The sequence below is a fragment of the Pseudoalteromonas sp. MMG010 genome (genome assembly GCF_018100905.1).
In the GTDB taxonomy this organism is placed as follows: Bacteria; Pseudomonadota; Gammaproteobacteria; order Enterobacterales; family Alteromonadaceae; genus Pseudoalteromonas.
In genome coordinates, this window is the sequence record NZ_JAGJEG010000018.1 from 20,604 (window position 1) to 46,532 (window position 25,929).

Consider the following 25,929-nt stretch of genomic DNA (forward strand, 5'->3'; position numbering starts at 1 on the left):
TCAGTTGTTTATGGTTTAAACGAATGTAGTCTGTTTTGTGCTTTTAACACACCGTCTTTTGCAAGTATTTCCATACAACGAACTGCTTCATCGACTGCGGCATCCATTTTTTCTTGGTCGTCTTTGGCTGCTTTTCCAAGCACCCAACCGGTAACCATTTCACGATGTCCTGGATGACCAATGCCTACACGTAAACGCATAAAATCTTTTTGATTTGCCATTTTTGCAATAATGTCTTTTAAGCCATTATGGCCACCGTGGCCACCGCCTTTTTTTAATTTGGCGATACCGGGGTCTAAATCCATTTCGTCATGGGCAACTAAAATGTTTTCCACTGGGATTTTGAAAAAATTAGCTAAACTACTGACCGCTTTGCCACTTAAGTTCATATAAGTACTGGGGATCAATAATTTGAATTCTTTGCCTTGAATAATCACTTTACCTGTTAGGCCGTGATATTTAGGGTCGTGTTTAAGAGTGCAGTTGTAGCGTGCAGCGAGTTGTTCAATGAACCAAGCACCTGCATTGTGGCGTGTGTTTGCGTATTCGGGGCCTGGATTAGCCAGGCCCACTAGCAATTGAATAGAATTCAAGGTGCAAACCTTAAATATTATTCAGCAGCGTCTTCTGCAGCGTCGTCTTCAGCTGGAGCAGATTTGTTTGCTTTGATAGTAACGATAGACTGATCGTGGTCTTCGCCTTTAGCAAGATCTACAGAGCTAACGCCTGCTGGGAAGTTAAGGTCAGAAATATGAACTGAATCACCAACAACTAACTCAGCAACATTTACTTCAATGAACTCAGGTAGTGACTTAGGTAAACAAGTGATTTCAACTTCTGTTAACTGGTGAACAACAGTTGCGCCAGCTTTAGTTACCGCTTCTTCACCGATGAAGTGAAGTGGAACTTTAGTGTGAAGTTCTTGGCTTGCATCTACACGTTGGAAATCAAGGTGAGTAAGCTTAGGCTTGAATGGGTGACGTTGGATATCTTTTAAGATAGCTTCAACTTTTTCGCCGCCAACATTAAGCGTAAGAATATGCGTGTAAAAACCTTCGCTTTCTTGTGCTTTGATCATATCTTTATGAGCAAAAGAAAGTGATACAGCGTCTTTGTTTGCACCGTAAAGAATAGCAGGAACTTTGTCTTCGCGACGTAGGCGGCGGCTCGCACCAGTACCAGTTTCTACGCGAAGTTCAGCGTCAAATGTATATGTTTCGTTAGACATAATTGTCTCCAATAATTTAAAAGTGTAGGGCCTTTGCGACCAAGGTCCCTAGCCAAAAGGCGCGCTATCATAACACCACCCCATAGCAAAATAAACCACAGTGACAAAAAAAGCGCCATATAGGCGCTTTTTATATTGAACATTTAATACTTTAAACTATTAATGTTCGAACATCGCTGAAATTGACTCTTCGTTACTAATACGGCGAATCGTTTCAGCAAGCATATCAGCAAGCGTTAATACTTTTACTTTTTCAAGTGCTTTTAATTCATCTGATAATGGAATTGAATCAGTGACAATCACTTCATCAATAACCGAGTTACGGATATTTTCAGCGGCTTTACCAGATAAAATAGGGTGAGTTGCATATGCAAATACACGTTTAGCACCATGTTCTTTTAGTGCTTCAGCTGCTTTACATAAAGTACCACCGGTATCGATCATGTCATCAACAATAATACAATCGCGACCTTCTACATCACCAATAATATGCATTACTTGCGATACGTTAGCTTGTGGGCGACGTTTATCGATAATAGCTAAATCGGTGTCGTTAAGTAGTTTTGCAATTGCACGTGCACGAACAACACCACCAATATCAGGTGAGACTACAACAACATCTTCAAACTCTCGTTCGTTCATATCGTCTAGTAATACAGGGCTGCCGAATACGTTATCAACAGGGACATCAAAAAAGCCTTGAATTTGTTCTGCGTGTAGATCAACCGTTAATACGCGGTCAACACCAACACTTGATAAGAAGTCAGCGACAACTTTAGCGGTAATTGGTACACGTGCAGAACGTACACGACGGTCTTGTCGTGAATAACCGAAATATGGAATGACTGCTGTGATACGTCCTGCTGAAGCACGACGAAGTGCATCAACCATCACAATAAGTTCCATTAAGTTATCATTAGTAGGGGCGCAGGTTGATTGTAAAATAAATACATCAGAACCACGGACGTTCTCATTAATTTGAACACTGATTTCACCGTCACTAAAACGGCCTACAACAGCATCACCTAATTCAATATATAAACGTTTTGCAACTTTTTGAGCTAACTCAGGTGTTGCGTTACCAGCGAAGAGCTTCATATCAGGCACGGTTGGGTTCCTCAGGCGCTGAATTTCTGGACTAACAGGCAATGAATATACCATTGCAAGTTAACTTATGATTACTTGTACGTTACTTCATTCCCTCAGTTGGGATCGTCAAACATGGCGGATAACCTCGAATGGGCGGGAGAGATATTGGTATTTGCTGCAACAAATCCCTGCCAATTTGGGGGTAGGTCTGCAAGAACATCTTGTGCTTGAACTTGTGTGTCAAATTCAACAAAACAACATGAACCTGTACCGGTCATCTTCGACGGTGCGTATTTTAGCAACCACTGAAGGGTTTTTTCAACCTCAGGACACAGCTTTTTAACTAAAGGCTCACAATCATTGCTTAAAACTTCGTGTTGCCATAACTTTGACAGCTTAGGAGTATCTCTTTTTAAATCTGGATGGGTAAAAATTTTTGCGGTACTAACATGTTGATTTGGGTGAACGACGCAGTACCATTTTTTTTCTAGTTGCACGGGTTGTAATTGTTCACCAATACCATGGGCTATCGCGCTGGTACCACGTATAAATACAGGTACATCTGCACCTAGCTGTAAACCTAACGCCGCTAATTGTTCAATAGTTAAGCCACATTGCCATAGTTTATTTAGCCCAAGTAAGGTGCTAGCGGCATCAGATGACCCTCCGCCTACACCGCCTCCCATTGGCAAGCGTTTAACTAAACTAATTTTTGCACCTTTATTAACCTGACGATGTTGTTGTAACAGTGTCGCCGCTTTAAAAATTAAATTATCTTCATCAGCAATCCCTTTTGTATCACCTAAAAGGGAAATCGTTTTATTAGCTGTTAGCTCAAAACTGAGTTCATCACCGTAATCTAAAAAGGTAAATAAGGTTTCTAATTCATGGTAGCCATCATGACGACGGCCGTTGATATGTAAAAACAGGTTGAGTTTTGCTGGTGCGATAAGTGTCAATGCACTGAGAGGGGATGTAGTCATTAATTAAATTGCCAATTATTTATTTGAATTTTAATTTTAATTTTTTGGTGTGTTAAAGTCAGTTTAGTCGGTAACCAAAAACCATTTTCCTGAATATAATTACTATAATCAATATGCCAATTGATTGCTGAATTATCTAACCAACTAACACTGCGAGCTCGGCCTAGTTCATCTACCAATAAATTTGCTGAATTACTGGTCCCTTTAAGCCAATCACCGGCCTTATTTAGCGGTAAAGTCAGACCGGTTAGTTGTTGTAATAATTGTTGCGCATCACGTGCTTTATATTCTTCACCATCAAATTTTAAATGGGCTTGGTCTGGTGTTTGTTCTAACGCTAAAACTTGTATACCAATGAAGCTGGTAAGCGATAAAGTATTTTTATTTTTGAATTGTTGCCAATTTAAATTTGCAGATTGGCGTTCATCAGGGCTAATAAATGCTAATTTACCTTTTATGTGCCATGTTTGTTGATTAGCTAAACGTGTTTTCCAGTCAGCATAAAGTACTGTTTGTGTTGCTGTTTTTTGAGCACAGCCAGATAAAAATAAAAAAAACAGAGTTAAAATCAAAGAATGTCGAATCAAATGTTATTCCTTACTTTCCATATTCAGCTTATTTTTGATAAAATTACCGCCTTTAAAGTTTGGCTTAGTAATATTTTGCGCCTATGACCATAATAGCACTTGGGATTAACCATAAAACCGCTTCCGTAGAATTACGTGAGAAAGTGGCGTTTTCGCCTGAGCAAATGTCAGATGCGTTAATGCAATTAAGTGGGCATGCGCTTTTTAATGAAGCAGTTATTGTCTCTACCTGTAACCGAACCGAAATCTATTGTAGCCTTGCTGAGCCAAATTCCCAAACATTACTGCAATGGTTGGCTAGTTTCCATGGTTTGGATGAACATGAGCTGAGTAACAATATTTATTACCACGAAGGTGATAAGGCAATAAATCATTTAATGCGTGTGGCTTGTGGGCTCGATTCATTAGTACTAGGCGAGCCACAAATACTAGGCCAGATAAAACAAGCTTATAATAGTGCGAAAACCCACGATGCAGTGGGTGTAACATTTGATCGCTTATTTCAAAAAACATTTTCTGTGGCGAAGCAGGTCCGTACTGATACGGATATCGGAGCCAGCGCCGTATCGGTTGCCTTTGCAGCGGTAAATTTAGCAAAACATATTTATGGTAAATTAGATAAAACCAATGTTTTACTCATAGGTGCAGGCGAAACGATAGAGCTTGTTGCCAAACATATTTACCAAAATAGCCCACAAAAAATTACCGTTGCTAACCGTACGATTGAACGAGCACGTAATTTAGCACAAGAAGTGTCGGCTGATGTTATTGCGTTAGCACAACTTCCAGAGCGTTTAATAAAAGCGGATATTGTGATTAGTTCTACTGCCAGTACATTACCAATTATTGGTAAAGGGATGGTTGAACAAGCACTTAAGCTACGTCGTCAAAAGCCGATGTTGTTTATTGATATTGCTGTACCAAGAGATATAGAAAGCCAAGTAGGTGATTTAGACGCGGCCTATTTATATTCAGTGGATGACTTACAAGCTATTGTAAGCGAGAATATGGCTGCTCGAGAAGATGCAGCCGAACAAGCACAAATAATTATAAATGAAAAAGTACAAGAGTTTTTAATGTGGTTACGTTCTCTCGATTCGGTGGATTTAATTCGCCATTATCGCAATGACGTACAAACTATTAAAGTGGAACTTGTTGAAAGAGCTGTTAGCCAACTAAATGCTGGCAAAAATGCAGAAAAAATAATTTTAGAGCTCGCCAATAAATTAACCAATCGCTTAATGCACGCGCCTACCCGTGCAATTCAAGATGCAGCGAAAAAAGGTGAAGTGGCGCAGTTGTCGCAATTAAAAAAAATGTTAGGTATAGATCAGGAATAACCGTTAAATGAAAGAGTCTGTATATCGTAAATTAGAAACCTTAGTAGAGCGTTATGAAGAAGTACAAGCACTGCTAAGTGATCCGTCGGTCATTAGTGACCAAAATCGCTTTCGTGCTCTTTCAAAAGAATACTCTGAGCTTGAAGAAATAGTAAAAACATTTTTGGCTTATCAACAAGCACAAGAAGATGTTGCTACAGCCGAAGAAATGCTAAAAGACTCAGACCCTGATATGCGTGAAATGGCGCAAGAAGAATACAAAGAAGCAAAGGCACAAATATTAGCCCTTGAAGATGAGTTACAAGTGCTGATGTTGCCAAAAGATCCTAAAGACAATAATAATGTGTTTTTAGAAGTCCGTGCTGGTACGGGGGGCGATGAAGCAGCTATATTTGCCGGTGATTTATTTAGAATGTATACCCGTTTTGCTGAAACGCAAAAATGGAAAGTTGAGGTGGTCACCACAAACGAAGGTGAGCATGGCGGTTATAAAGAAGTGATTGCAAATATCAGCGGTGATGGCGTATACGGAAAACTTAAATTTGAGTCGGGCGCACACCGTGTACAACGTGTTCCTGAAACAGAATCTCAAGGGCGAGTTCATACCTCTGCGTGTACGGTTGCTGTAATGGCTGAAATTCCTGAAGCCGAAGCGATTGAAATTAATACCGCGGATATTAAAGTTGATACATTTAGAGCATCGGGTGCCGGTGGTCAGCACGTAAATAAAACCGATTCTGCAATTCGTATTACCCACTTACCAACAGGGGTTGTTGTTGAGTGTCAAGATGAGCGTTCGCAACATAAAAACCGTGCTAAAGCAATGTCGGTACTTGGCGCAAGGTTACAACAAGCTGAAGATGAAAAACGTCATGCTGCTGAGGCATCTGAACGTAGAAACTTAGTGGGTAGTGGTGATCGCTCAGAACGTATTCGTACTTATAATTATCCACAAGGTCGCATCACCGATCACCGTATTAATTTAACTCTTTATCGTTTAAATGAAGTGGTAGCCGGTGATTTAGGGTGTATCGTCGATCCACTAATGCAAGAGCATCAAGCTGATATGCTAGCGGCAATGGGCGACGAATAAAGGTGCGCCATACAGTTGAAAGTGCAATCGCTGCGGGAGCTAAATTATTAGCTTGTTGCAGCGAAAGCGCAAAATTAGATGCCCAAATTTTACTCCTCAATATTTTACAAAAACCTCATAGCTATTTATTTTCTTGGCCAGAAGCTTCACTAACAACAGCGCAACAGGCTCAATTTGACGAATTATGCCAACGCCGTTTAGCGGGTGAGCCAATTGCACATATTACCGGCAAGCGTGAGTTTTGGAGTTTATCGTTGGAAGTCAATGCAACGACATTGATCCCCCGACCTGATACCGAAACCTTAGTAGAGCATGCCTTAGACCTGAATATTGCAGAAAAAGCGAAAGTACTTGATCTTGGAACCGGCACCGGGGCGATAGCATTAGCTTTAGCAAGTGAAATGCCTCACTGGAGTATTGTGGCCGTTGATCGTGTTGAAGAAGCGGTAGCATTGGCTTCTCGCAATCAACAACGATTAAAGTTTAATAATGTACAAATTAAACTCAGTAATTGGTTTAGCAACTTAAAAGACGAAAGATTCGACCTCATTGTCACAAATCCGCCTTATATCGAAACGACAGATATTCACCTTGAACAAGGGGATGTACGTTTTGAACCGCGCTCTGCATTGGTGGCTGATGATCTAGGTATGGCTGATATTAAACAAATAATTGACCAATCCCGTGACTATTTAAACTCTTATGGCTATCTTTTAATAGAGCATGGTTTTGAACAAGCTCAATCTGTTCGGGAATATTTTGCAAAAATGGCTTATATAAATATCAGAACAGTTAAGGATTTAGGACAAAATGAACGTGTCACACTGGCACAATGGCAATCGGTGGACAGTTCATGAGTGACTAAATAATATTTGTTATAACTTAAGGGAACAATAATTATGATGGGTGACTTTTTATTTTCAGATGAACCGCAAGAAGCTGAAAAAGACTTGGATCTCGGTACATGGAAAGTAATAATTGTTGATGATGAACCCGAAGTTCATGCTGTAACTAAATTGGCCTTAAGTGACTTTGAGTTTCAAAATAAACGCATTGAGTTTATTAGTGCGTATTCAGGGGCACAAGCGAAAGAGGTTATAGCTGAGCATAAAGATGCTGCGATTGTTTTACTTGATGTTGTTATGGAAACCGATGACGCAGGATTGCAAGTAGCAAAGTTTATACGCGAAGACGTTAAAAATAATCACATTCGTATTATTTTACGCACCGGGCAACCCGGCCAAGCACCTGAGCGACAAGTTATTATTAATTATGATATTAACGACTATAAATCGAAAACCGAACTTACCGCACAAAAACTATTCACTGTGATCATGTCTAGCTTACGCTCTTATCGGGATATTATTGCTATTGAGCAGTCACGTTTAGGGCTTGAGAAAATAATTACAGCTTCTCGTGATATTTTTTCATCACACTCTATCGATCAGTTTATTGATGGCGTGATGCAACAACTAACTTCTATTTTAGGTACGGCTGAGAAGGCAATGTATGCCACTTCGTTGGTTGCTACCAATCATCCCGAAGAGGAAAATAATAAAAAACTAATTATTTGTTCAGGAGCGGGTGATTTTGAGCAAAGTGAAGGTAGGCGTATAGAAGATATTTTTAACCACGATCAATTAAAAGCGTGTAATGAAGCGTTGATAAATAAAAGTATTGTTTATAAAGATCATTACTTATTTGCATATTGCAGTAGTGAATTTAACCACAATGCAATTTTATTTGTGTCGGGTATTGCTTGCCAACTTAGCGATACTCAACGTAATTTAATTGAGATATTTGCACAAAACGTACAACAAGCTTTTGAGAATGTACAACTGCAATCGGAAATAGAGCAAACACAACAGGAGCTTGTATTTAGATTAAGTGAGGCTGTTGAACAACGCTCTGCTGAAACTGGAAACCATGTTAAGCGAGTTGCGCATATTTGTTATGTATTGGCGGTCGGTTATGGTTTAAGCAAAGCGAAAGCTGAATTAGTACGCCTAGCTTCGCCGTTGCATGATGTTGGTAAAGTAGGGATCCCTGATGCTATTTTAAATAAGCCTGCTAAATTAACCCCACAAGAATGGGAAGTAATGAAAACCCATACCGATAAAGGCTTTACAATTTTAAAAGACTCTCGTCGAGAAATTGTAAATACAGGGGCTATTATTGCCCAAGAGCACCACGAAAAATGGGATGGCTCTGGCTACCCTAAAGGCTTAAAAGGTGAAGAAATTAATATCTTTGGCCGCATTGTTGCTCTTGCGGATGTTTATGATGCATTGAGACATAAACGTTGCTATAAAAAGCCTTGGACAGTGCAAGATGTAGCGGATGAAATAAACAAGCAAAAAGGGCTTCACTTTGATCCCAAATTAGTTGATGTATTTAATGATAGTTTAGAAGAGCTAGAAACGGTATTATCACGTTACCCAGATACATATTCAATTTAATTAGAAACATTATAGGCTTATGGATTATTTAGCAGTAAAACACGTACATATGGCAATTGCATTGCTAAGCATTACTTTATTTTATATTCGCTCTTTTTCACGTATTGGTAAAGGGGTTGTCGCAAAGAATAAATTGATATCAATTAGTAGTGTTATAGCAGACCCTTTGTTATTAGTGTCTGCTATAACGCTTATGTTTATCGGCGGAATAAACCCGTTTGAACAACATTGGTTATTAGAGAAAATTGTATTAGTAATTATGTATATTGTATTAGGTGTTAAAAGTATTAAACTAACTAATACAATGAAAAAGCTGGCTTTTTTGATACTAAATACAGCCGTGATTTTAGCGATTGGTTACTTAGCTGTCTCTAAAACAGCGTTTATCTTATAATAATTTAACACCCTAATATGCATAGTATTAGGGTGTTTTTATTTTTCTAATGGTGGATAAAAGTAGGGGATTGGTAACTCACAGTAAAAATAGGTAAACTACGCCTTCTTTTTATTAAATGTAGCGAATTGAATGACCACCTTCGTTTTTGATGAACACGATGACGAACAACTTGATGATACCTTTGATGAATATACCCCTCCGGCATTGTATCGTTGTATTAGTGCTGAATCTAAATGGGATCCTCAAATAGATCTTGCGCCTTGTTTTTCTTTACTAAAAGAGTGTGAGCAGCAGATTGATAGTATATGCAGTCAAATTAAAGATGTGCATGAACGTTTAGAGGCCGTGGTTGATATATTTTACAGCCAATGGCTTTATAGTGCCTCAGGCCTTAAAGTACCAGAATATAAATTAAGTAGTTTTAGCTATACGCTTTTAATGCGCAGTGGTTCATCGACCACTTTGGCGATATTACTATGTCATTTTTTACAACAAGCCAAATTTGATGCCAGTGTAACCATAAATAAAAATGATTTAGGGGTGCATGTGGCCATTAGTGAAGAAGAAGGCTATTTGCTAGAGCCAACGACTGGGCAACAAAGTTGGTATATTATCCCCGAAAATGCTGATGAAGAAAATGGCGAACAATTAGAGCCGTTAGAGCTAATTTTTGATGATGAAGTTTATAAACTCTATTTAGCGCAACAAAAGTGGTCGTTTATTGCGGCAAATAAATTTGGTCATGCTTTAGTATGTGTAGAGATGCTCATTGATTTACTTGGCGATGACCCGTATGAAAGACGCGACAGAGGGTACTTATTAAATCAATTAGATTGCCCTAAAATGGCAAGAGACGACTTACAGTTTTTTATTGATGAATGCCCAGATGACCCTGCGATTGAAATTATTCAACATCAACTAGAAGAACTTGAAGATAATAATAATACACACCACTAATAATAGGAATAATTATGGCTGATACCCATACTGCATTGATCACCAATGATGCTGTTGTACTTGGCTTACTGGCTGTTATTTTAGGTTTTATTTTTAAAACCTCAAACAGTGAGCGACCAGCATTAAAAACGTTTTATAAATATGTACCGGCACTTTTACTGTGTTATTTTTTACCTTCGTTATTAAATACTTTTGGTATTGTTGATGGCCACAGTTCAAATGTGTACTTTGTTGCATCTCGCTATTTACTCCCTGCTTGTTTAATTTTATTAACCATTAGTATTGATTTAAAAGCGATTATTAATTTGGGTCCAAAAGCTTTAATTATGTTTTTAGTGGGCACTTTAGGTATTGTCATTGGTGGGCCTTTAGCTATTTTAGTTACCAGTGCATTTAATCCTGAGTTAGTCGGTGGACATGGTCCTGATGCTGTTTGGCGAGGTATGACTACGGTTGCTGGTAGTTGGATTGGTGGCGGGGCTAATCAAGCCTCTATGAAAGAGATGTTTGAAGTAGGGGGTGATATATTTTCGGTCATGGTGACCGTTGATGTTATTGTCGCCAATATTTGGATGGCTGTTTTATTATTAATGGCTGCAAATCATAAAAAAATTGATGCTGCAACAGGGGCTGATACCACTGCCATTGAAGATTTAAAACAACGAGTAGAAGCGTATCATGCACAACATGCTCGTATGCCAACCTTAAATGACTATATGACGATTATTGCCATTGCCTTTGGTATAACGGGTCTGGCGCATTTTTGTGCTGACTTTTTAGGGCCATTTTTTGCTAATAATTATGAGTGGGCTAAAGAATATAGCTTAAATAGCAAGTTCTTTTGGTTAATTGTTATTTCTACCACCATAGGTATTAGCTTATCATTTACTAAAGTACGCCAAATTGAAGCGTTTGGTGCATCTAAAGTGGCTTCTAGCTTTTTATATATTTTAGTCGCATCGATTGGCTTACATATGAATGTAACGGCAATATTTAGTAATCCAGGGTTGTTTTTGATTGGCGGTATTTGGATGTTAACGCATGCAAGCTTAATGCTCATAGTTGCTAAATTAATAAAAGCCCCCTTATTTTACATGGCTGTAGGCTCGCAAGCGAACGTAGGTGGTGCGGCGTCAGCACCTGTTGTTGCATCGGCATTTCACCCATCACTTGCACCCGTTGGTGTATTGTTAGCAGTCCTTGGCTACGGTGTAGGCACATATATGGCTTATATTTGTGGGTTAATGATGCAAGCAGTTGCTCCTTAAGGAATTAAAATGAATAACCAAATTATAAATATTAACCAAATAGAACTGGCAAATAATAAGCCGTTTGTATTGTTTGGTGGGATGAATGTTTTAGAGTCTCGCGATTTAGCGATGCGTATTGCAGAACACTATGTTGAAGTAACAACAAAACTCAATATCCCTTATGTTTTTAAAGCATCGTTTGATAAAGCAAACCGCTCATCAATTAACTCTTACAGAGGCCCAGGGCTTGATGAAGGGCTAAAAATATTTGAAGAAATTAAGCGCACATTTAATGTCCCTTTAATTACAGATGTACATGAACCTCATCAAGCAGCCCCTGTGGCTGAGGTTGTTGATGTGATACAACTTCCTGCTTTTTTAGCACGCCAAACTGACTTAGTGGTGGCGATGGCTAAAACGGATGCCATTATTAATGTGAAAAAACCACAATTTTTAGCACCACATGAAATGCGACATATCATTACTAAATTTAATGATGCTGGTAATAACAATGTGGCGCTGTGTGAACGAGGTTCAAGCTTTGGCTATAATAACCTTGTGGTTGATATGCTAGGCATGGATGACATGAAAGTGATGGCCCCCGTTATTTTTGATGCAACACACGCTCTTCAACGCCCGGGTGGTCGTTCTGACTCTGCGGATGGTCGCCGTGCGCAAGCTGCAGAATTAGCACGCAGTGGTATGGCACTAGGTATTGCAGGACTATTTATAGAAGCGCACCCAAATCCAAATGAAGCAAAATGTGATGGCCCATGTGCTTTAGCTCTTAGTAAACTTGAAGGTTATTTATCGCAAATGAAAGCGGTAGATGATTTAATTAAATCTTTTGCACCGCTTGATACCAGTGCCAACGATTTATAAGTTACCCATAATGTAAAAGCGACTTAGGTCGCTTTTTTTATACCTTGAATATACTCTTTCATAGCATAGGTATATAATCATACCTATAAAAATAACTAATTCTAAACTTGGTTGCTATGTCAAGACGAGTCCCCCCATTAAATGCACTAAAAGCTTTTGAAGCTGCAGCGCGTCATTTAAGTTTTACCAAAGCTGCAGAAGAGTTGTATGTGACGCAAGCTGCGGTGAGTCATCAAATAAAAACATTAGAAGAGCATTTGGGGCTCAAATTATTTCTGCGTAAAAATCGCTCGTTGTTATTAACCGAAGAAGGGCAAGGTTACTTTTTAGATATAAAAGAAATCTTTACTCAGCTAATTGAAGCGACCGAAAAACTATTGGCACGAGGAGCTAAAGGCTCTCTAACCGTAAGTTTAACTGCGAGTTTTGCAATTCAGTGGTTAGTACCTAGGTTAAGTCTTTTTAATGAACTACACCCCGAAATTGATGTACGTATTAAAGCCCAAGACAGTGATGATAATTCGTTAACAGATGATGTTGATGTTGCTATTTATTATGGTCGTGGCCTTTGGAGTGGGGTACAAGCATTTAAGTTGCATACAGAATACTTAGTCCCTTTATGTAGTCCGCTTTTACTAAGTGGGCCAAAACCGTTAGATCAACCAAGTGATTTAATTAATCATACGTTACTTCACGATACCACCCGAAAAAATTGGAAAACCTGGATGAAAACAGCCGGGGTGAGAAATATACAAGTTAACCAAGGCCCAATATTTAGCCATTCATCTATGGTGCTACAAGCCGCTGTACATGGCCAAGGTGTGGCAATAGGTAATAGTGTATTAGCTAAACCCGATTTAGATGCCGGGCGTTTAATCATTCCTTTTAATCATAGTTTAGAAAGTAAAAATGCTTACTATTTAGTGATTAGAGAATCACAAACTGAGCTGGGTAAAATCGTATCATTTAAAGACTGGATGCTTAGCCTAGTAGAGCAAGAGCAAGAGTATTAATATGACAATACAGTGGATTAAAAATAACACCGTTGCGCCTATAGCCCAATTTATTTTTGCCCATGGCGCAGGAGCGGGTAGCGACTCAGAATTTATGCAGACAATGGCTTTGTTACTTAGTGAGCATGGCATTGATGTTGGTTTATTTGATTTTAAATATATGCAAATTGCTAAACAAACAAATAAACGTCGTCCACCAGAGCGTGCGCCTAAATTACTGCAAGACTTTTCGCATATTATGAATCATGCTCAGCCCGAATTACCTTTATTTATAGGCGGTAAATCAATGGGGGGACGTATGGCTTCAATGCTAGCTTGTGATACGCCTCATACTGTACGTGGTATACTTGCTTTTGGTTATCCCTTTCATCCACCTGGTAAACCTGAAAAGCTAAGAACAGCACATTTTTGCGATATACCTTGCCCATTTTTAGTTTTGCAAGGGGAGCGCGACACCTTTGGTACTCGAGAAGAGTTGGCAACAATGGATATGCCAAAAGAGCCGCAGTATTGTTGGTTACCCGATGGCGATCATTCATTAAAACCACGCAAAAAAAGCGGTTTTACAGAGCAACAAAATAGAGTGACGGCCGCACATGCTGCTCAAGCTTTTATCAAGCAAATTATAGAGGCGCTATGATTAAGTTTTTTCTATTAATGGGCAGTACTTTTTGTATGCTGTCGGTTATTTTAGGTGCGTTTGCTGCTCATGCTCTTAAAGGGCAGGTATCAAGTTATGCTATCGGTATATTTAATACCGCAGCCCAGTACCAAATGGTGCATGGGTTAGCACTTATTGCGATAGCATTGCTGAGTAAGTGGGGTATTAATTTAAAGTGGGCTGGTGGTTTTTTTACAATTGGCACATTACTATTTAGTGGCAGTTTATATTTGCTTGCTATTACAGGATTAAACTGGCTTGGACCAATAACACCTTTAGGTGGATTGTGTTTTATAGCCGGTTGGATTGTTATTTTAGTGCAAGTTGCACGATTTAAGTTTTAAAGAGTTTAAGGGTTTATATGTCTAGTGTTGTGATTTATTGTCGCAGTGGGTTTGAAAACGATGCGGCGGCTGAAATAACATTTCATGCTGCAGAGCAAGGTTTTGCTGGCTACGTAAAAGCAAAACCAAATACCGGTTATGTTATTTACGAATGTTTTGAAGCACAGCATAGTGACGAAATTATTAAAAAAGTCGACTTTAAAAATATGGTATTTGCACGCCAATGGTTTGCAGGGACATTAGTGTCGAATATGCCTGTTGAGGATAGAGTTAGCGAGATAATTGAAGCTGCAAAAGATTTTCCTTTGTGTAGTGAGTTACGAGTAGAAACACCAGATACGAACGAAGGCAAAGAGCTTTTAAAGTTTTGTAAAAAAATCTCTACGCCACTTAAAAAAGCCCTCGAAAAACAAAATACAGTCCTTCGTGAGCCCAAAGCCAATCGTCCGGTTATGCATGTATTATTTTTAGAAAATAATGCAGCCTATGTTGGGTATTCGTATAGTTATAATAACTCGCCATTTTTTATGGGGATTTTACGCCTTCGTATGCCAAATGATGGACCAAGCCGTTCTACATTAAAGTTAGATGAAGCATTTAATGTGTTTATTCCTGAGCAACAACGTGATGAGCGTGTGCAAGCGGGTATGCGCAGTGTTGATTTAGGGGCCTGCCCGGGAGGGTGGACTTACCAATTAGTTCGTCGAGGGATGTTTGTAAGTGCTATAGATAATGGCCCGATGAATAACGAGCTTATGGAAACAGGCCAAGTAAAGCATTATCGAGAAGATGGCTTTAAATATCGCCCCGAAAAACGCAATATAACGTGGCTTGTATGTGACATGGTTGAAAAGCCAACCAAAGTGACTAATTTAATGATTGATTGGGCTGTTAATGCGTATGCTAAAGAGCTTATTTTTAATTTAAAACTACCGATGAAAAAACGTTTTGATAGCGTCTATGAATGTTTAAATATGATTAAGCAAGAACTTGCGAAATACGGTATTAGCTATGAACTTCAAGCTAAACACCTTTACCATGACCGAGAAGAAATTACGGTACATTTAAATGTGACGAAAGTGCCACAAAGTTTATATAGTTAAAGCGTTTTAAACGCTTTACGGCTTAGGATATAACAAAAAAGCACAGCTAATGCTGTGCTTTTTATTGTCTGAAAATAGCCCTTATATTAAGGGCGGTATTTATTACGGTAGTTTTCAACCCATAACTTTGTTGCACCGCACACGGCAACAGGCATTACGATTAAATTAATAACGGGGACTGCGGTGAGTAACATAACAGCAAAACCAAATCCGTAAGAAAGCCCTTGTTTACTTTTTAAATCGTCTTTCATTTGAGTGAAGTCAATTTTATGATTATCAAACGCATAATCTTTATATTGAACAGCAAACATCCAACATGAAAATAATACCCATAATACTTGGCCAATAACGGGCAGTATCCACAGCAGTATAAAAAAGCCAATGGCGCGTGGTAGATAATAACGAAGCTTAATCCACTCTCGGCCTAACATGCGCGGTATATCTTTTATAATATCAGAAAATTTATCGTCATTAATTTTTTGCCCTGTTAAATACAATTCTACTTTTTCACTGAGTAAACCATTAAACGGCGCGGCTATAAAATTGGTTATTACCGTAAATAGCATGGTGTAGCTAAATAAGACAATTAACAATGCAATCGGCCACATTAACCACTCTAACCAACTTAGCCAATCTGGCAGCATAGAGCTGATATAATTAAAACTATCACTGAGCCAACCAACTAAAAAGAATAACGAACTACCAAACAATATAATGTTGATCAATAGCGGGATAATGACGAAGCGTTTGAGTCCCTTTTGACTTATGAGTTTAAAACCAGAGAAAAAATATTCTATACCTTGAACAACCTGCACAACTAACCTCGGATCAATTTCATTATAACGACCAGTATAAGTCGCTTATTTTTTTTGAACAGATATTTTAGGTAACAAAGTGTTTAACAGGTAGGGTGCAAAGCTGTGAGTTTAAAATAAATATACAGGTGTGTTTTATTTAATAGACACTGCGTTATTGATTAAATGCCGACATAGGCACTGAGGCCGCCACGATATTTTATTTTCATATGGCTTAACCTTTAATTATTTCGGATAAAAATTTCTTAGTTATGTTATAGTGAAAAAGTATTATTTTATTTTAAAGAAAAAAAACTAGGTTATTTTGACTCGAATTTATACTATCTTAGGTACATATAATAATAAAAAGGAATGTTTATGCAGTTGGTTGATTTAACGCCAAATGATCCACATGTAATTGCTGTATTTGATGATATTGACCGGTTAATTAATTCATTATATCCGGTTGCCACAGCGCAGTCGCTTACCTTATCAGAACTTAGCTCGCCAAATGTGCACGCAATAGGGTTAAAAAATGAAGATGGAATTATTGCATGCGGAGCAATAGTAAAGCAGTTTGATAACGTCTTATATGGCGAAATTAGACGCTTATATGTAAAACCTAGTTATCGTGGAAAAGGTCTTTCACGACGTATTATGCAAAATTTATTGCATTATGCTGGCGATGCTCAAATCCCATTAATTCGCTTAGAAACAGGGCCTAAACAAACTCAATCAATTAATTTATATGAAGATCTAGGCTTTGTACGTTGTGGCAAATTTGGTGATTATGATGATAGTCCACTTAGTGTGTTTATGGAATTGGGATTAAGTAAAGAGTGATTCTGATTTTATCGCTTATTAACTTTTATAATAAAGGAGATATATGGATAAGCTTAGGCTAAAGAAACTATTATCTTATCAAAAGATGATATTGTCACAGATAGCCCTTGGTGTACCGCTTAATGCCGTATTAAATGATATTTGCTTATCTATTGAAGAGATTTTTAATTCAGAAACTGCGAAGTGCTCTATTCTTTCATTAAGTGGTGAGCAACTTTTTCATTGCGCAGGTCCTCACATTCACCCAGGCTATAGACAGGCCATTAACGGGATTAAAATTGGAAATAATGTTGGGTCTTGTGGAACCGCGGCTTTTTTAAAAAAACAGGTCATTGTTGATGATATTACGACCTCTGTTTTATGGCAGAATTTTCAGCCTTTAGCGGATCAATATCAACTTAAAGCGTGTTGGTCTACGCCTATTATTTCTTCAGCTGCTGAGTTGCTTGGTACCATTGCGGTTTATCATAGCGAGCCTAGAGTCCCGACCCATCAAGAGTTAGAGTTAATTGATTTTTTTGCCCACTTTACCAGCATTGCACTAGAAAAAAATTCAGAGTCAGAAAAAGTAAAAAGGTTGATTGCAAATTTAACACAAAGCAATAATAAATTTGCCGCGTTTACCAAGGTGATGCCAGATTTATCACTTATTCTCAGTGAAGAAGGAGAGTATATAGATATTTACGGCTCTTCAAACGATATGCTGTATCGCAGTGTGAATGAAATGCTTAATCAAAAAGTGACCGATATGCTTCCATCACAAGATGCAGAAGCTGTTATGTCAGTGATTGCTAAAACATTAAGTACCAATGATGTGCAAATATTTGAATACGATCTTGAGATTCAAGGTCGGTTTATGACCTTCGAAGGGCGAACTGCGTGTATAGATAACTATTTGGCCGAAGACCCACAGAAAAAGCATATCGTTTGGGTCGCAAGAGATATCACCGTCCGCAAAAAAACAGAGCAAGAAATAAACCGATTAGCTTTTTTTGATCCCTTAACCAGCTTACCAAACCGTCGCATGTTAAGTGATAGACTAAACATGTATGTTGATGTGGTAAAAGCCACAACCAAAACTGGCGCTTTGTTTTTTTTAGATTTAGATAACTTTAAAAGAATTAATGATTCTCTAGGCCATGGTGCAGGCGATGAGATTTTAATTGAGGTGGCAAGTCGCCTGAGTAATACAATAAGAAACATCGATACCTTGGCACGCGTAGGGGGCGATGAGTTTGTATTATTACTTGAGTGTATTGGTGATGGCGATGAACAAGCGGTAATTGAAGCCGAACACGTTGCTAATAAATTGCAAAATGCATTTAACGATGAATTTAAATTGGGCGAGCTCGTTTTTAAGGTTAATTGTAGTATTGGGATTTGTTTAATAGACGAAAATAATTCAGACCCTGAAAATATTTTAAAGTATGCCGATACTGCAATGTATCGCTCTAAAATGAATGGCGGTAATCGCAGCCATTTTTACGACCCTGCATTACAGAGCTTACTTGATAGCCAAACAGAAATAGAGTCGGATATTGTAAGAGCGATTGCTGCCAATGAATTTTGTGCTTATTTTCAACCGCAAGTTGACAAAGCCGCAAAGGTTATTGGTGCAGAGGCTTTAATACGCTGGATCCATCCAACCAAAGGACTTATTTCGCCTAACGAATTTATACCGATTGCTGAACAATATGGTTTATTACAATCGCTGCAAAATATAGTTCTACGCGATATTTGTAGTTTGCTTCAGGTGTTAAATGAAAAGCAAGTAATAGACGATACCTTCAAAATTTCAATTAATATTAGTCATGGTCAATTTAGTTCTGCAACACTACCGCATACACTTTTTAATACCATTAATGAATTCAATATTTCTGCATCGCAAATTAAATTAGAAATTACCGAAACCATGTTATCGGTAGATAATGCAAGTACGGTGCAGCAGATGGATGAATTACAACAATTAGGTTTTACTTTTTCTATTGATGATTTTGGTACTGGTTATTCATGTTTGGCGCATTTGAGTACTTTTCCGGTGGATGAATTAAAAGTAGATAAAAGCTTTATTGATAAAATTTTAGATAAGGGAGCCGGGTTTAGTATTTTGCAAACAATTATTAACCTAGGTAAAAGTTTAAATTTAGCGGTTGTTGCCGAGGGGGCTGAAACCCAAGAGCAATTTGAATTGTTACAATCGGTTGATATCACTGCAGTACAAGGTTTTTATATTGCCAAGCCAATGAGTCATTCGAACTATTTAACGTGGCATTTAGGACAATAAACAATAGTTTATACGGATTAAATGGTGTTTCTATTGTGTGTTTCGTATAAGATCGCCCAAATAGCGTTATAGAACTATAAATATATCTTAGTGTGTATAACGAAACGTATCTTTAGCAAAAGTAGTAGTTTATGACCGAGTTAACAGTAGTAACCCACAGCGGCAATTTTCATGCTGATGATGTATTTAGTATCGCCGTACTAAAACATGCCTTAGCGTCTTTCAAGTTAGTACGTACACGCGATAAAGCCAAAATAGAAAGTGCTGACATTGTCATTGATGTTGGCGGTGAATATAACCCCGAAACTGGACGCTTTGATCATCACCAGCGAGGCGGAGCAGGCGCTCGTGAAAATGGTATTCCTTACTCATCATTTGGTTTAGTGTGGCAACATTATGGTTTAGCATTATGTAATAATGAACAAGCTGTTGCTGATCGCGTTGATGCCGGGTTAGTGTCAACCATCGATGCTATTGATTGTGGTTATGGCGAAGGTGTCGCGACAGGTATTAGTTTAAGCCAAACTATTTCTATGTTTAATCCTACATGGGAAGAACCCAGCGAATTTGATCAGTGCTTTGATAGAGCAGTGGATTTTGCTGTGACTATGCTTACGCGTTTTATCGCATCAGCACGTGGCAGTATTAACGCTAAAGACATTGTTGCTAAGGCGATTGATAATGCCCCAGATCCGCGCTTAATCGAACTTGAACAGTATACTCCTTGGAAAAAAACGGTTCATCAGCTATCAAATGAAGCGTTATACATGCTTTATCCTTCTCAAAATGGTCAGTGGATTATTCAAACGGTGCCTATTGAACCGGGATCTTTTGAAGACAGGCAATCATTACCTGCTTCGTGGGCTGGCTTATCCGATGAAGAGTTTCAAGCGCACACCGGTATTGCAGATGCTGTATTTTGTCATAATGGTTTATTTATCGCCGGGACTCGCTCACGAGAAAGTACACTAAAATTAGCTGAAATGGCATTAAATCAGTAGGCTCAATATAAGCCGGTTAATAATATAATTGCTTATTAGGAATATTGCCGTTACTGTTTAAATCGAAGCTATTTAGTTAAATAACTGATTTTTATCGTCAGTTTATAAAGTAATGTTACAAAACAAGGAAAGGCACAACAATGAAAAAATTATTATGTATTATCCCAACCGTCTTATTATTAAGTGCGTGTTCGCCATCAGTACAAGATTATGTCGATGATCCACAAAAGCTAGCCGAGGCGATTGAATCATGTATGAAAGCCGAAATGGAAGGTAAAGAGATCGTGGGCGATCAATGTAAAAATGCTGCCCAAGCTCAAAAGCAAGTAATGAAAAACGCACTAAATGGTTTACTGAACTAAAAATGTGCGTTTATATTTAAGCTTCTATTAATATTGGATAGAAGCTTTTATTACCTCCCCCCTTTATTCTCTTGCCAGTATTTTTCTCTTTTCGAACTGCCTTTTTAAATTAAATCACCTTAACTGCTTAACTATTCAGCGTTTATATATCACATAAGACTTTGCTGTTCAGAATTGTAAAATATATCTGTTATACTGTGGCTCATAAATAAATGAGGCTGTTATGATTTCAAAAAACCAACTCAAGCTTATTCGCCAGCTTGGTCAAAAAAAATATCGAAAGCAATATAATCAATACTTAGTACAAGGTGAAAAAAATGTCCTTGAGTTATTAAACAGCCCAATAACATGCAACACCGTGTTTGCTACCGATACCTTTATTGATCGATACCAAAGCGAATATAGCTCGCTTAATTTTATTGCAGCGGATCAAGAGCAGCTCACTAAGGTCAGTACGTTAGTTTCTAATAATGCCGCCATTGCGATTGTTGATATGCCTTCGGTGCAGCTACCTCGCAATGAAGGGTTAATCTTAGCGTTAGACGGTGTCTCTGACCCTGGTAATTTAGGGACTATTATTCGTGTTGCTGATTGGTACGGTATAAAACATATTGTGGCCAGCCAAGACAGTGCTGATCCTTATAACCCTAAAGTCATTAGCGCAACGATGGGCTCATTTGTTAGAGTGCAAGTAAGCCAAGTTGATTTGCTAGAGTATTTGCAAAATATTACTAGCCCTATTTATGGTGCATTTTTAAATGGTGAAAGTGTTCATACCACACAATTTACCCAAAATGCAGTGTTACTGATGGGGAGTGAGTCGCATGGAATTCGTCCATTGTGCGAAAAATTTGTTAGTCATAAAATAACCATACCTGCTTATGGTGCCGCTGAGTCACTTAATGTGGCGATGGCAACCGGTATTATCTTAGATAATTTTAAACGCCAAATTTAACGCGTAACCGTTTTTGAGTTACAGTGTGTCTGCAAATAATAAAAAAATAGTGGTACTAACAATCTAATGCGCTTAAGCACTATAAAGTTAGCGGGCTTTAAATCGTTTGTTGAGCCCACTAAAATCCCTTTTCCTGATCAAATGACGTGTGTCGTTGGCCCTAATGGTTGTGGCAAATCAAATGTGATTGATGCAGTACGCTGGGTCCTAGGCGAGAGCTCTGCGAAAAATCTGCGTGGCGATGCCATGACCGATGTTATCTTTAATGGCTCCACTAATCGTAAAGCCATATCACAAGCCTCAGTAGAACTTATTTTTGATAATACACAAGGGCGTTTACCCAATACCTTTGCTGATAGAAATCAAGTGGCGATTAAGCGTTTAGTTAGTCGTGATGGCCAATCATTTTATTACTTAAATGGAAGTAAATGCCGTAAGCGTGATATTACGGATATATTTTTAGGGACAGGCTTAGGGCCTCGTAGTTACGCAATCATTGAGCAAGGCATGATTTCGCGCCTTATTGAGAGCAAACCACAAGAACTTAGAGTGTTTTTAGAAGAAGCTGCGGGTGTCTCTAAATATAAAGAGCGTCGTAAAGAAACACAAACACGAATAAAAAGCACCCGAGAAAACACAGAACGCTTACTTGATGTGCGCAAAGAGCTTCAAACACAGCTAAATAAATTGGCAGTACAATCGATTGATGCAAAGAAGTATCGTGAACTAAAAGCCCAAGAACGAACTTTAAAAGCGCAAATTGCCGTTTTAAAATGGCAAGGCCTACATCAGCAACAACTCGAAAAAAGTAAAAAAATAACCCAATTAAATAAACAGATAGCATTTTTTGAAACTGCGCATTTAGGTCACGATGATGTGCTAGCAAGCCTTGAGACGCAATTACAAACACAGCAAGATAAATTAAGCGACGCACAGCACCAACAACATAAAATACACACCGAGTTAACTCGTGCAGAGCAGCAAAGGATCAGTAACAAGCAACAACAAAATGCTTTAAAGCAAAATTTAATGAAGCTTGAACAGCGCCAAATCCAAGCTGATGAAGAAAAAGAGCAGCAGCAACGTGTTTGTCAGCAGTTAAGTGATGCACTAGAGCAAATAGGTAAAGAGAGTGTATTAGCAACGCAACAAGAGCAACAATTATTGGCTCAAGTGATGCAAAGTGAAAAACAAAAACAGCATGATATAGATATCTATCAAACTCAAAGCCAAGGGTATCAAACCTTATGCTTAGAGCTGCAGTCTGCAAAAAATCAGTTAACTCAAACAGAGCAAACACTTGCCCATTTAAATGAACAACAAGCGCAAGTCATTAACCAATTAAACGAATTAGATGCACAACAGCTGACAGCGCAATTGACTGAGCAACAAAAAAATAAACAAGCCATTACGACTGAGCTTGCTGTAAAGCAAACTCAGTTAAAGCAAATAGAAGAAACCGTATCAGCGCATTCGCAAAAACAACAACAAATACAACAGCAGGTACAACAAAGCACTCAGCAGTGTAATGAGCTTAAAGCGAGTATATCGGGCTTAAACAGCAGTGTAGGTATTGAACAAAGTACACATGTAAATGAAAATCTATTTGCGCAACTTGAGGTGGAGCCAGGATTTGAAATGGTGGTTGAGCATGCATTAGGTTGGTTAGCGCATTTAACATTACAACCGGGCGAGGCGCAAAACAGTGTATGGCCAAGCGACGCTAAGATAGAGGATGAATTATTACCACATTCTGTAGCACATAAAGTAAAAGGTGGTGTTTATCCGCAATTACTACACGCTATTGCTTATCATGAGAGCGCAGACACTCGCTTACTTAAAAACAACCCGCAATTTATTGCCGTTATTAATAAGCAGGGTGAGATAACGGGGCGAAACTGGCATTTAAAAAACGATACGAATGAGCAAAACTCTGTCTTAATTAAACATAAAAAAATTCAGCAAAAAGCCCAGCAGTTAGAGCAACAACAGCAGCATTTAGCACAGCTACAATTTAGCTTAGATGAAGTATCAGCCTTGCATAATTCGTTGCTAGATGAACAGGAGCAACTTAAATATGCGATTCATGAATTAGCACAACGCCTTGCGGTAGCAAATAGTCGTTTTGATATGATGACAGAGCATGTCGAGCAGCACCAGTTAAAAAAATCAAAATTAAGCACACAAAACAGCACTTATGATGCCCAAATTGAACAGCTAAAAACACAACTGAGTGAGCTGCGTGAAAGTTACGAAGCAACCAGTTTAAACCAGCAAAGTCGTGCGCAACAATTAGCACAGGCTAATGCGCAACAACAAAAAAGTACAGATGACTACAATCGTTTAAGTAAACAATTAACGCAGTTTAAAACGACTGTTCATCAACAGACGTTAGCTGAAGAAAAAGCGCGCAGTGATTGGCAGTTAGGAGAAACAACGTTAGCGCATTTATCACAAGAGTGCTTGTCTGTTGAACACACTACACAAGACTTACAGCAGCAATTAGCCGAATTACTTGAACCTGAATTAACCTTATGTGATGAAATAGCGCAATATTTAGCACAGCAAGATAATGTACAGCAACAGCTAGACACGTTACACGCAGAGGTTGCTAAAGCAAAATCGTTACTCAGTGATAAGCAAACACGCTTAAAAGACTCGCAAAGTGACTTACAATTATTGCAGGCTAAGTTACAAAAGCTCACTATTGAAGAACAAAGTTTGCTCATTAAAGCCGACGCTGCGTTGGCCCCACTGGCTGAGTTAAAGCAAAGCTTAGAGGACATTCTCAGTAAACTCCCTAAATCAATTAATTTAGCGCAGTGGCAAAGTAAATTATCGAACATTAATAATGAATTAATTAACTTAGGAGCAGTCAACTTAGCTGCAATAGAAGAATTTGAGCAAGCGCAGCAGCGCAGTGACTACCTAGATAACCAGCTTGAGGACTTATCAAGTGCCTTATCGACTCTTGAAACGGCTATTAATAAGATAGATAAAGAGACTAAAACTCGCTTTAAGGCAACATTTGATCAAGTTAATCATGATTTTGGAACGTTATTTCCAAAAGTATTTGGTGGTGGTAGTGCGTATTTAGAATTAACCAGTGATGACTTACTCGAAAGTGGTGTTAGTATAATGGCGAGACCACCGGGCAAGAAAAATTCGACAATTCACTTGTTAAGTGGTGGAGAAAAAGCGCTGAGCGCATTATCATTAGTGTTTTCTATATTCAGGCTTAATCCAGCTCCGTTTTGTATGCTAGATGAAGTAGATGCACCACTTGATGATGCCAATGTCGTTCGTTTTTGCCGTTTGGTTGAAGAAATGTCACAATCGGTGCAGTTTATTTATATTAGTCATAATAAAATTGCGATGGAAATGGCGGGCCGATTAACCGGTGTGACCATGGCTGAGCCAGGTGTTTCTCGTATGGTTGCGGTAGATATAGAACAAGCAGTACAATTAGCACATACATAATTTTTACAGCTCTATATAATAGATATAAGTTGTAGTTTAGGCATAACAATAAATAAAAGGTGAGGGGATGGCCGAAGAATTAAGATGGGTTTTAATAGTGATCAGTATTTTTGTTATTGGTGGCTTATTAATACATGGACTATGGTCTGTACGAAAAAAAGATTCAGTTGATGAACAACTTGAACGTGTAGAGCCATCATCGCATACCAACCAATCAGCACACAACGATTTTAATGAACCTGTTTCAGTAAGTCGTGATGAGCCACAAATAGGTGATATTGAACTTTCTTCACAAGTAAGTGACGAAATCGAGCAACCAATTGATGAGCAACCTGTCGCAGAGGCAGACCCAGAGCCAGAAAACGAGTCAGCTGACAATGTGGCGGTATCTGATTTTGTTATTGTACATATTCAAATGCCAGAAGGACTGAGCATGCAAGGCAGTAAATTATTACCTTGTATTACTACATTAGGTTTTAAGTATTCAGAGGAAGGTTTTTTTAATCGCCATACTGATCCTGCAGGCCAAGGTGCTATTTTATTTCGATTAGTGAATATGTATAACCCAGGTACGTTTGATATAGATAATATGGAACAATTTAGTACCGCAGGCGTGAGCTTATTTATGACCTTACCTTGCGAAGGGGATGGGCTTGGCGCATTTAACATGTTGCATAGTGCAGCTAAAAAATTAGCGGATGAATTTGGTGCTCAAATTTTAGATGCTGAACGTAATGAAATGAGCGTAGATCGTGTACGTCAATATGTTGAACAAGTTCGCGCTTTTTCAGCTTAATTAATGTTTTGTTTTTATAAGCCACTGG

The 25,929-nt window shown here is 38.4% G+C and carries 25 protein-coding genes; 19 read left to right on the plus strand and 6 right to left on the minus strand.

Features of this window, described 5'->3' with window-relative positions; all coding sequences use genetic code 11:
- Nucleotides 1–8 precede the first annotated feature (8 nt).
- The 5 genes from pth to lolB form a co-directional block, all read right to left on the minus strand.
- Nucleotides 9–593, minus strand: coding sequence for an aminoacyl-tRNA hydrolase (gene pth / locus J8L70_RS14885; protein WP_211056373.1), 585 nt, complete (start codon nt 591–593; stop codon nt 9–11).
- Between the two features lie 17 nt (nt 594–610).
- Complete coding sequence (locus tag J8L70_RS14890) at nt 611–1,228, minus strand: 50S ribosomal protein L25/general stress protein Ctc (protein ID WP_211056374.1); 618 nt, start codon at nt 1,226–1,228, stop codon at nt 611–613.
- Nucleotides 1,229–1,387: 159 nt separating this feature from the next.
- Nucleotides 1,388–2,335 carry a ribose-phosphate pyrophosphokinase gene (locus J8L70_RS14895; protein ID WP_211056403.1) on the minus strand — a complete coding sequence of 316 codons (948 nt, stop codon included), beginning with the start codon at nt 2,333–2,335 and terminating at the stop codon, nt 1,388–1,390.
- A gap of 95 nt (nt 2,336–2,430) precedes the next feature.
- Nucleotides 2,431–3,300 carry a 4-(cytidine 5'-diphospho)-2-C-methyl-D-erythritol kinase gene (gene ispE, locus J8L70_RS14900; protein ID WP_211056375.1) on the minus strand — a complete coding sequence of 290 codons (870 nt, stop codon included), beginning with the start codon at nt 3,298–3,300 and terminating at the stop codon, nt 2,431–2,433.
- Complete coding sequence (lolB, locus tag J8L70_RS14905) at nt 3,300–3,887, minus strand: lipoprotein insertase outer membrane protein LolB (protein ID WP_211056376.1); 588 nt, start codon at nt 3,885–3,887, stop codon at nt 3,300–3,302. Before lolB ends, ispE begins: the two co-directional genes overlap by 1 nt.
- 83 nt (nt 3,888–3,970) lie before the next feature.
- Between lolB and hemA the strand changes: the two genes are divergently transcribed.
- From hemA to rlmM, 12 genes are all read left to right on the plus strand, one after another.
- Complete coding sequence (gene hemA / locus J8L70_RS14910; protein ID WP_211056377.1) at nt 3,971–5,227, plus strand: glutamyl-tRNA reductase; 1,257 nt, start codon at nt 3,971–3,973, stop codon at nt 5,225–5,227.
- A 7-nt stretch (nt 5,228–5,234) separates the two neighbouring features.
- Nucleotides 5,235–6,320, plus strand: a complete 1,086-nt coding sequence (gene prfA, locus J8L70_RS14915) for a peptide chain release factor 1 (RefSeq protein WP_211056378.1) — start codon at nt 5,235–5,237, stop codon at nt 6,318–6,320.
- 2 nt (nt 6,321–6,322) lie between these two features.
- Nucleotides 6,323–7,177 (plus strand): peptide chain release factor N(5)-glutamine methyltransferase, encoded by an 855-nt coding sequence (prmC, locus tag J8L70_RS14920; protein WP_211056379.1) that lies wholly within the window; start codon nt 6,323–6,325, stop codon nt 7,175–7,177.
- A 42-nt stretch (nt 7,178–7,219) separates the two neighbouring features.
- Nucleotides 7,220–8,779, plus strand: coding sequence for a response regulator (locus tag J8L70_RS14925; RefSeq protein ID WP_211056380.1), 1,560 nt, complete (start codon nt 7,220–7,222; stop codon nt 8,777–8,779).
- A 19-nt stretch (nt 8,780–8,798) separates the two neighbouring features.
- Nucleotides 8,799–9,173 carry a SirB2 family protein gene (locus J8L70_RS14930; RefSeq protein WP_211056381.1) on the plus strand — a complete coding sequence of 125 codons (375 nt, stop codon included), beginning with the start codon at nt 8,799–8,801 and terminating at the stop codon, nt 9,171–9,173.
- A 132-nt stretch (nt 9,174–9,305) separates the two neighbouring features.
- Nucleotides 9,306–10,133, plus strand: coding sequence for a tetratricopeptide repeat protein (locus tag J8L70_RS14935; RefSeq protein WP_211056382.1), 828 nt, complete (start codon nt 9,306–9,308; stop codon nt 10,131–10,133).
- 14 nt (nt 10,134–10,147) lie between these two features.
- A complete protein-coding gene (locus J8L70_RS14940; protein ID WP_211056383.1) occupies nt 10,148–11,401 on the plus strand; it encodes a DUF819 family protein in 1,254 nt (417 codons plus the stop codon).
- A gap of 9 nt (nt 11,402–11,410) precedes the next feature.
- A complete protein-coding gene (gene kdsA / locus J8L70_RS14945) occupies nt 11,411–12,265 on the plus strand; it encodes a 3-deoxy-8-phosphooctulonate synthase (protein WP_211056384.1) in 855 nt (284 codons plus the stop codon).
- Between the two features lie 116 nt (nt 12,266–12,381).
- Complete coding sequence (locus tag J8L70_RS14950; RefSeq protein ID WP_211056385.1) at nt 12,382–13,278, plus strand: transcriptional regulator GcvA; 897 nt, start codon at nt 12,382–12,384, stop codon at nt 13,276–13,278.
- Between the two features lies 1 nt (nt 13,279).
- Nucleotides 13,280–13,918 carry an alpha/beta family hydrolase gene (locus J8L70_RS14955; RefSeq protein ID WP_211056386.1) on the plus strand — a complete coding sequence of 213 codons (639 nt, stop codon included), beginning with the start codon at nt 13,280–13,282 and terminating at the stop codon, nt 13,916–13,918.
- Complete coding sequence (locus tag J8L70_RS14960; RefSeq protein ID WP_211056387.1) at nt 13,915–14,283, plus strand: DUF423 domain-containing protein; 369 nt, start codon at nt 13,915–13,917, stop codon at nt 14,281–14,283. The genes J8L70_RS14955 and J8L70_RS14960 overlap by 4 nt, the downstream gene beginning before the upstream one ends.
- 17 nt (nt 14,284–14,300) lie before the next feature.
- Nucleotides 14,301–15,386: a 23S rRNA (cytidine(2498)-2'-O)-methyltransferase RlmM gene (rlmM, locus tag J8L70_RS14965; protein WP_211056388.1), complete on the plus strand. Its 1,086-nt coding sequence runs from the start codon at nt 14,301–14,303 to the stop codon at nt 15,384–15,386.
- An 86-nt stretch (nt 15,387–15,472) separates the two neighbouring features.
- On the opposite strand, the gene cysZ is transcribed toward rlmM, so the two are convergent.
- Complete coding sequence (gene cysZ, locus J8L70_RS14970; protein ID WP_211056389.1) at nt 15,473–16,201, minus strand: sulfate transporter CysZ; 729 nt, start codon at nt 16,199–16,201, stop codon at nt 15,473–15,475.
- A gap of 357 nt (nt 16,202–16,558) precedes the next feature.
- Here cysZ and J8L70_RS14975 point away from each other — a divergent pair, with 357 nt between their 5' ends.
- The 7 genes from J8L70_RS14975 to zipA all read left to right on the plus strand — a co-directional run bounded on the left by J8L70_RS14975 (nt 16,559) and on the right by zipA (nt 25,901).
- A complete protein-coding gene (locus tag J8L70_RS14975; RefSeq protein WP_211056390.1) occupies nt 16,559–17,023 on the plus strand; it encodes a GNAT family N-acetyltransferase in 465 nt (154 codons plus the stop codon).
- 43 nt (nt 17,024–17,066) lie between these two features.
- Nucleotides 17,067–19,307 (plus strand): EAL domain-containing protein, encoded by a 2,241-nt coding sequence (locus tag J8L70_RS14980; RefSeq protein WP_211056391.1) that lies wholly within the window; start codon nt 17,067–17,069, stop codon nt 19,305–19,307.
- A gap of 131 nt (nt 19,308–19,438) precedes the next feature.
- Nucleotides 19,439–20,308, plus strand: a complete 870-nt coding sequence (locus tag J8L70_RS14985; RefSeq protein WP_211056392.1) for an MYG1 family protein — start codon at nt 19,439–19,441, stop codon at nt 20,306–20,308.
- 140 nt (nt 20,309–20,448) lie between these two features.
- Nucleotides 20,449–20,670, plus strand: a complete 222-nt coding sequence (locus J8L70_RS14990; protein WP_211056393.1) for an EexN family lipoprotein — start codon at nt 20,449–20,451, stop codon at nt 20,668–20,670.
- A 223-nt stretch (nt 20,671–20,893) separates the two neighbouring features.
- Entirely contained in the window at nt 20,894–21,625 is a 732-nt protein-coding gene (locus J8L70_RS14995) for an RNA methyltransferase (RefSeq protein ID WP_211056394.1), read from the plus strand.
- A gap of 66 nt (nt 21,626–21,691) precedes the next feature.
- Nucleotides 21,692–25,105 (plus strand): AAA family ATPase, encoded by a 3,414-nt coding sequence (locus J8L70_RS15000; RefSeq protein ID WP_211056395.1) that lies wholly within the window; start codon nt 21,692–21,694, stop codon nt 25,103–25,105.
- A 67-nt stretch (nt 25,106–25,172) separates the two neighbouring features.
- Nucleotides 25,173–25,901 carry a cell division protein ZipA gene (zipA, locus tag J8L70_RS15005; RefSeq protein WP_211056396.1) on the plus strand — a complete coding sequence of 243 codons (729 nt, stop codon included), beginning with the start codon at nt 25,173–25,175 and terminating at the stop codon, nt 25,899–25,901.
- The last annotated feature ends 28 nt before the right edge of the window (nt 25,902–25,929 follow it).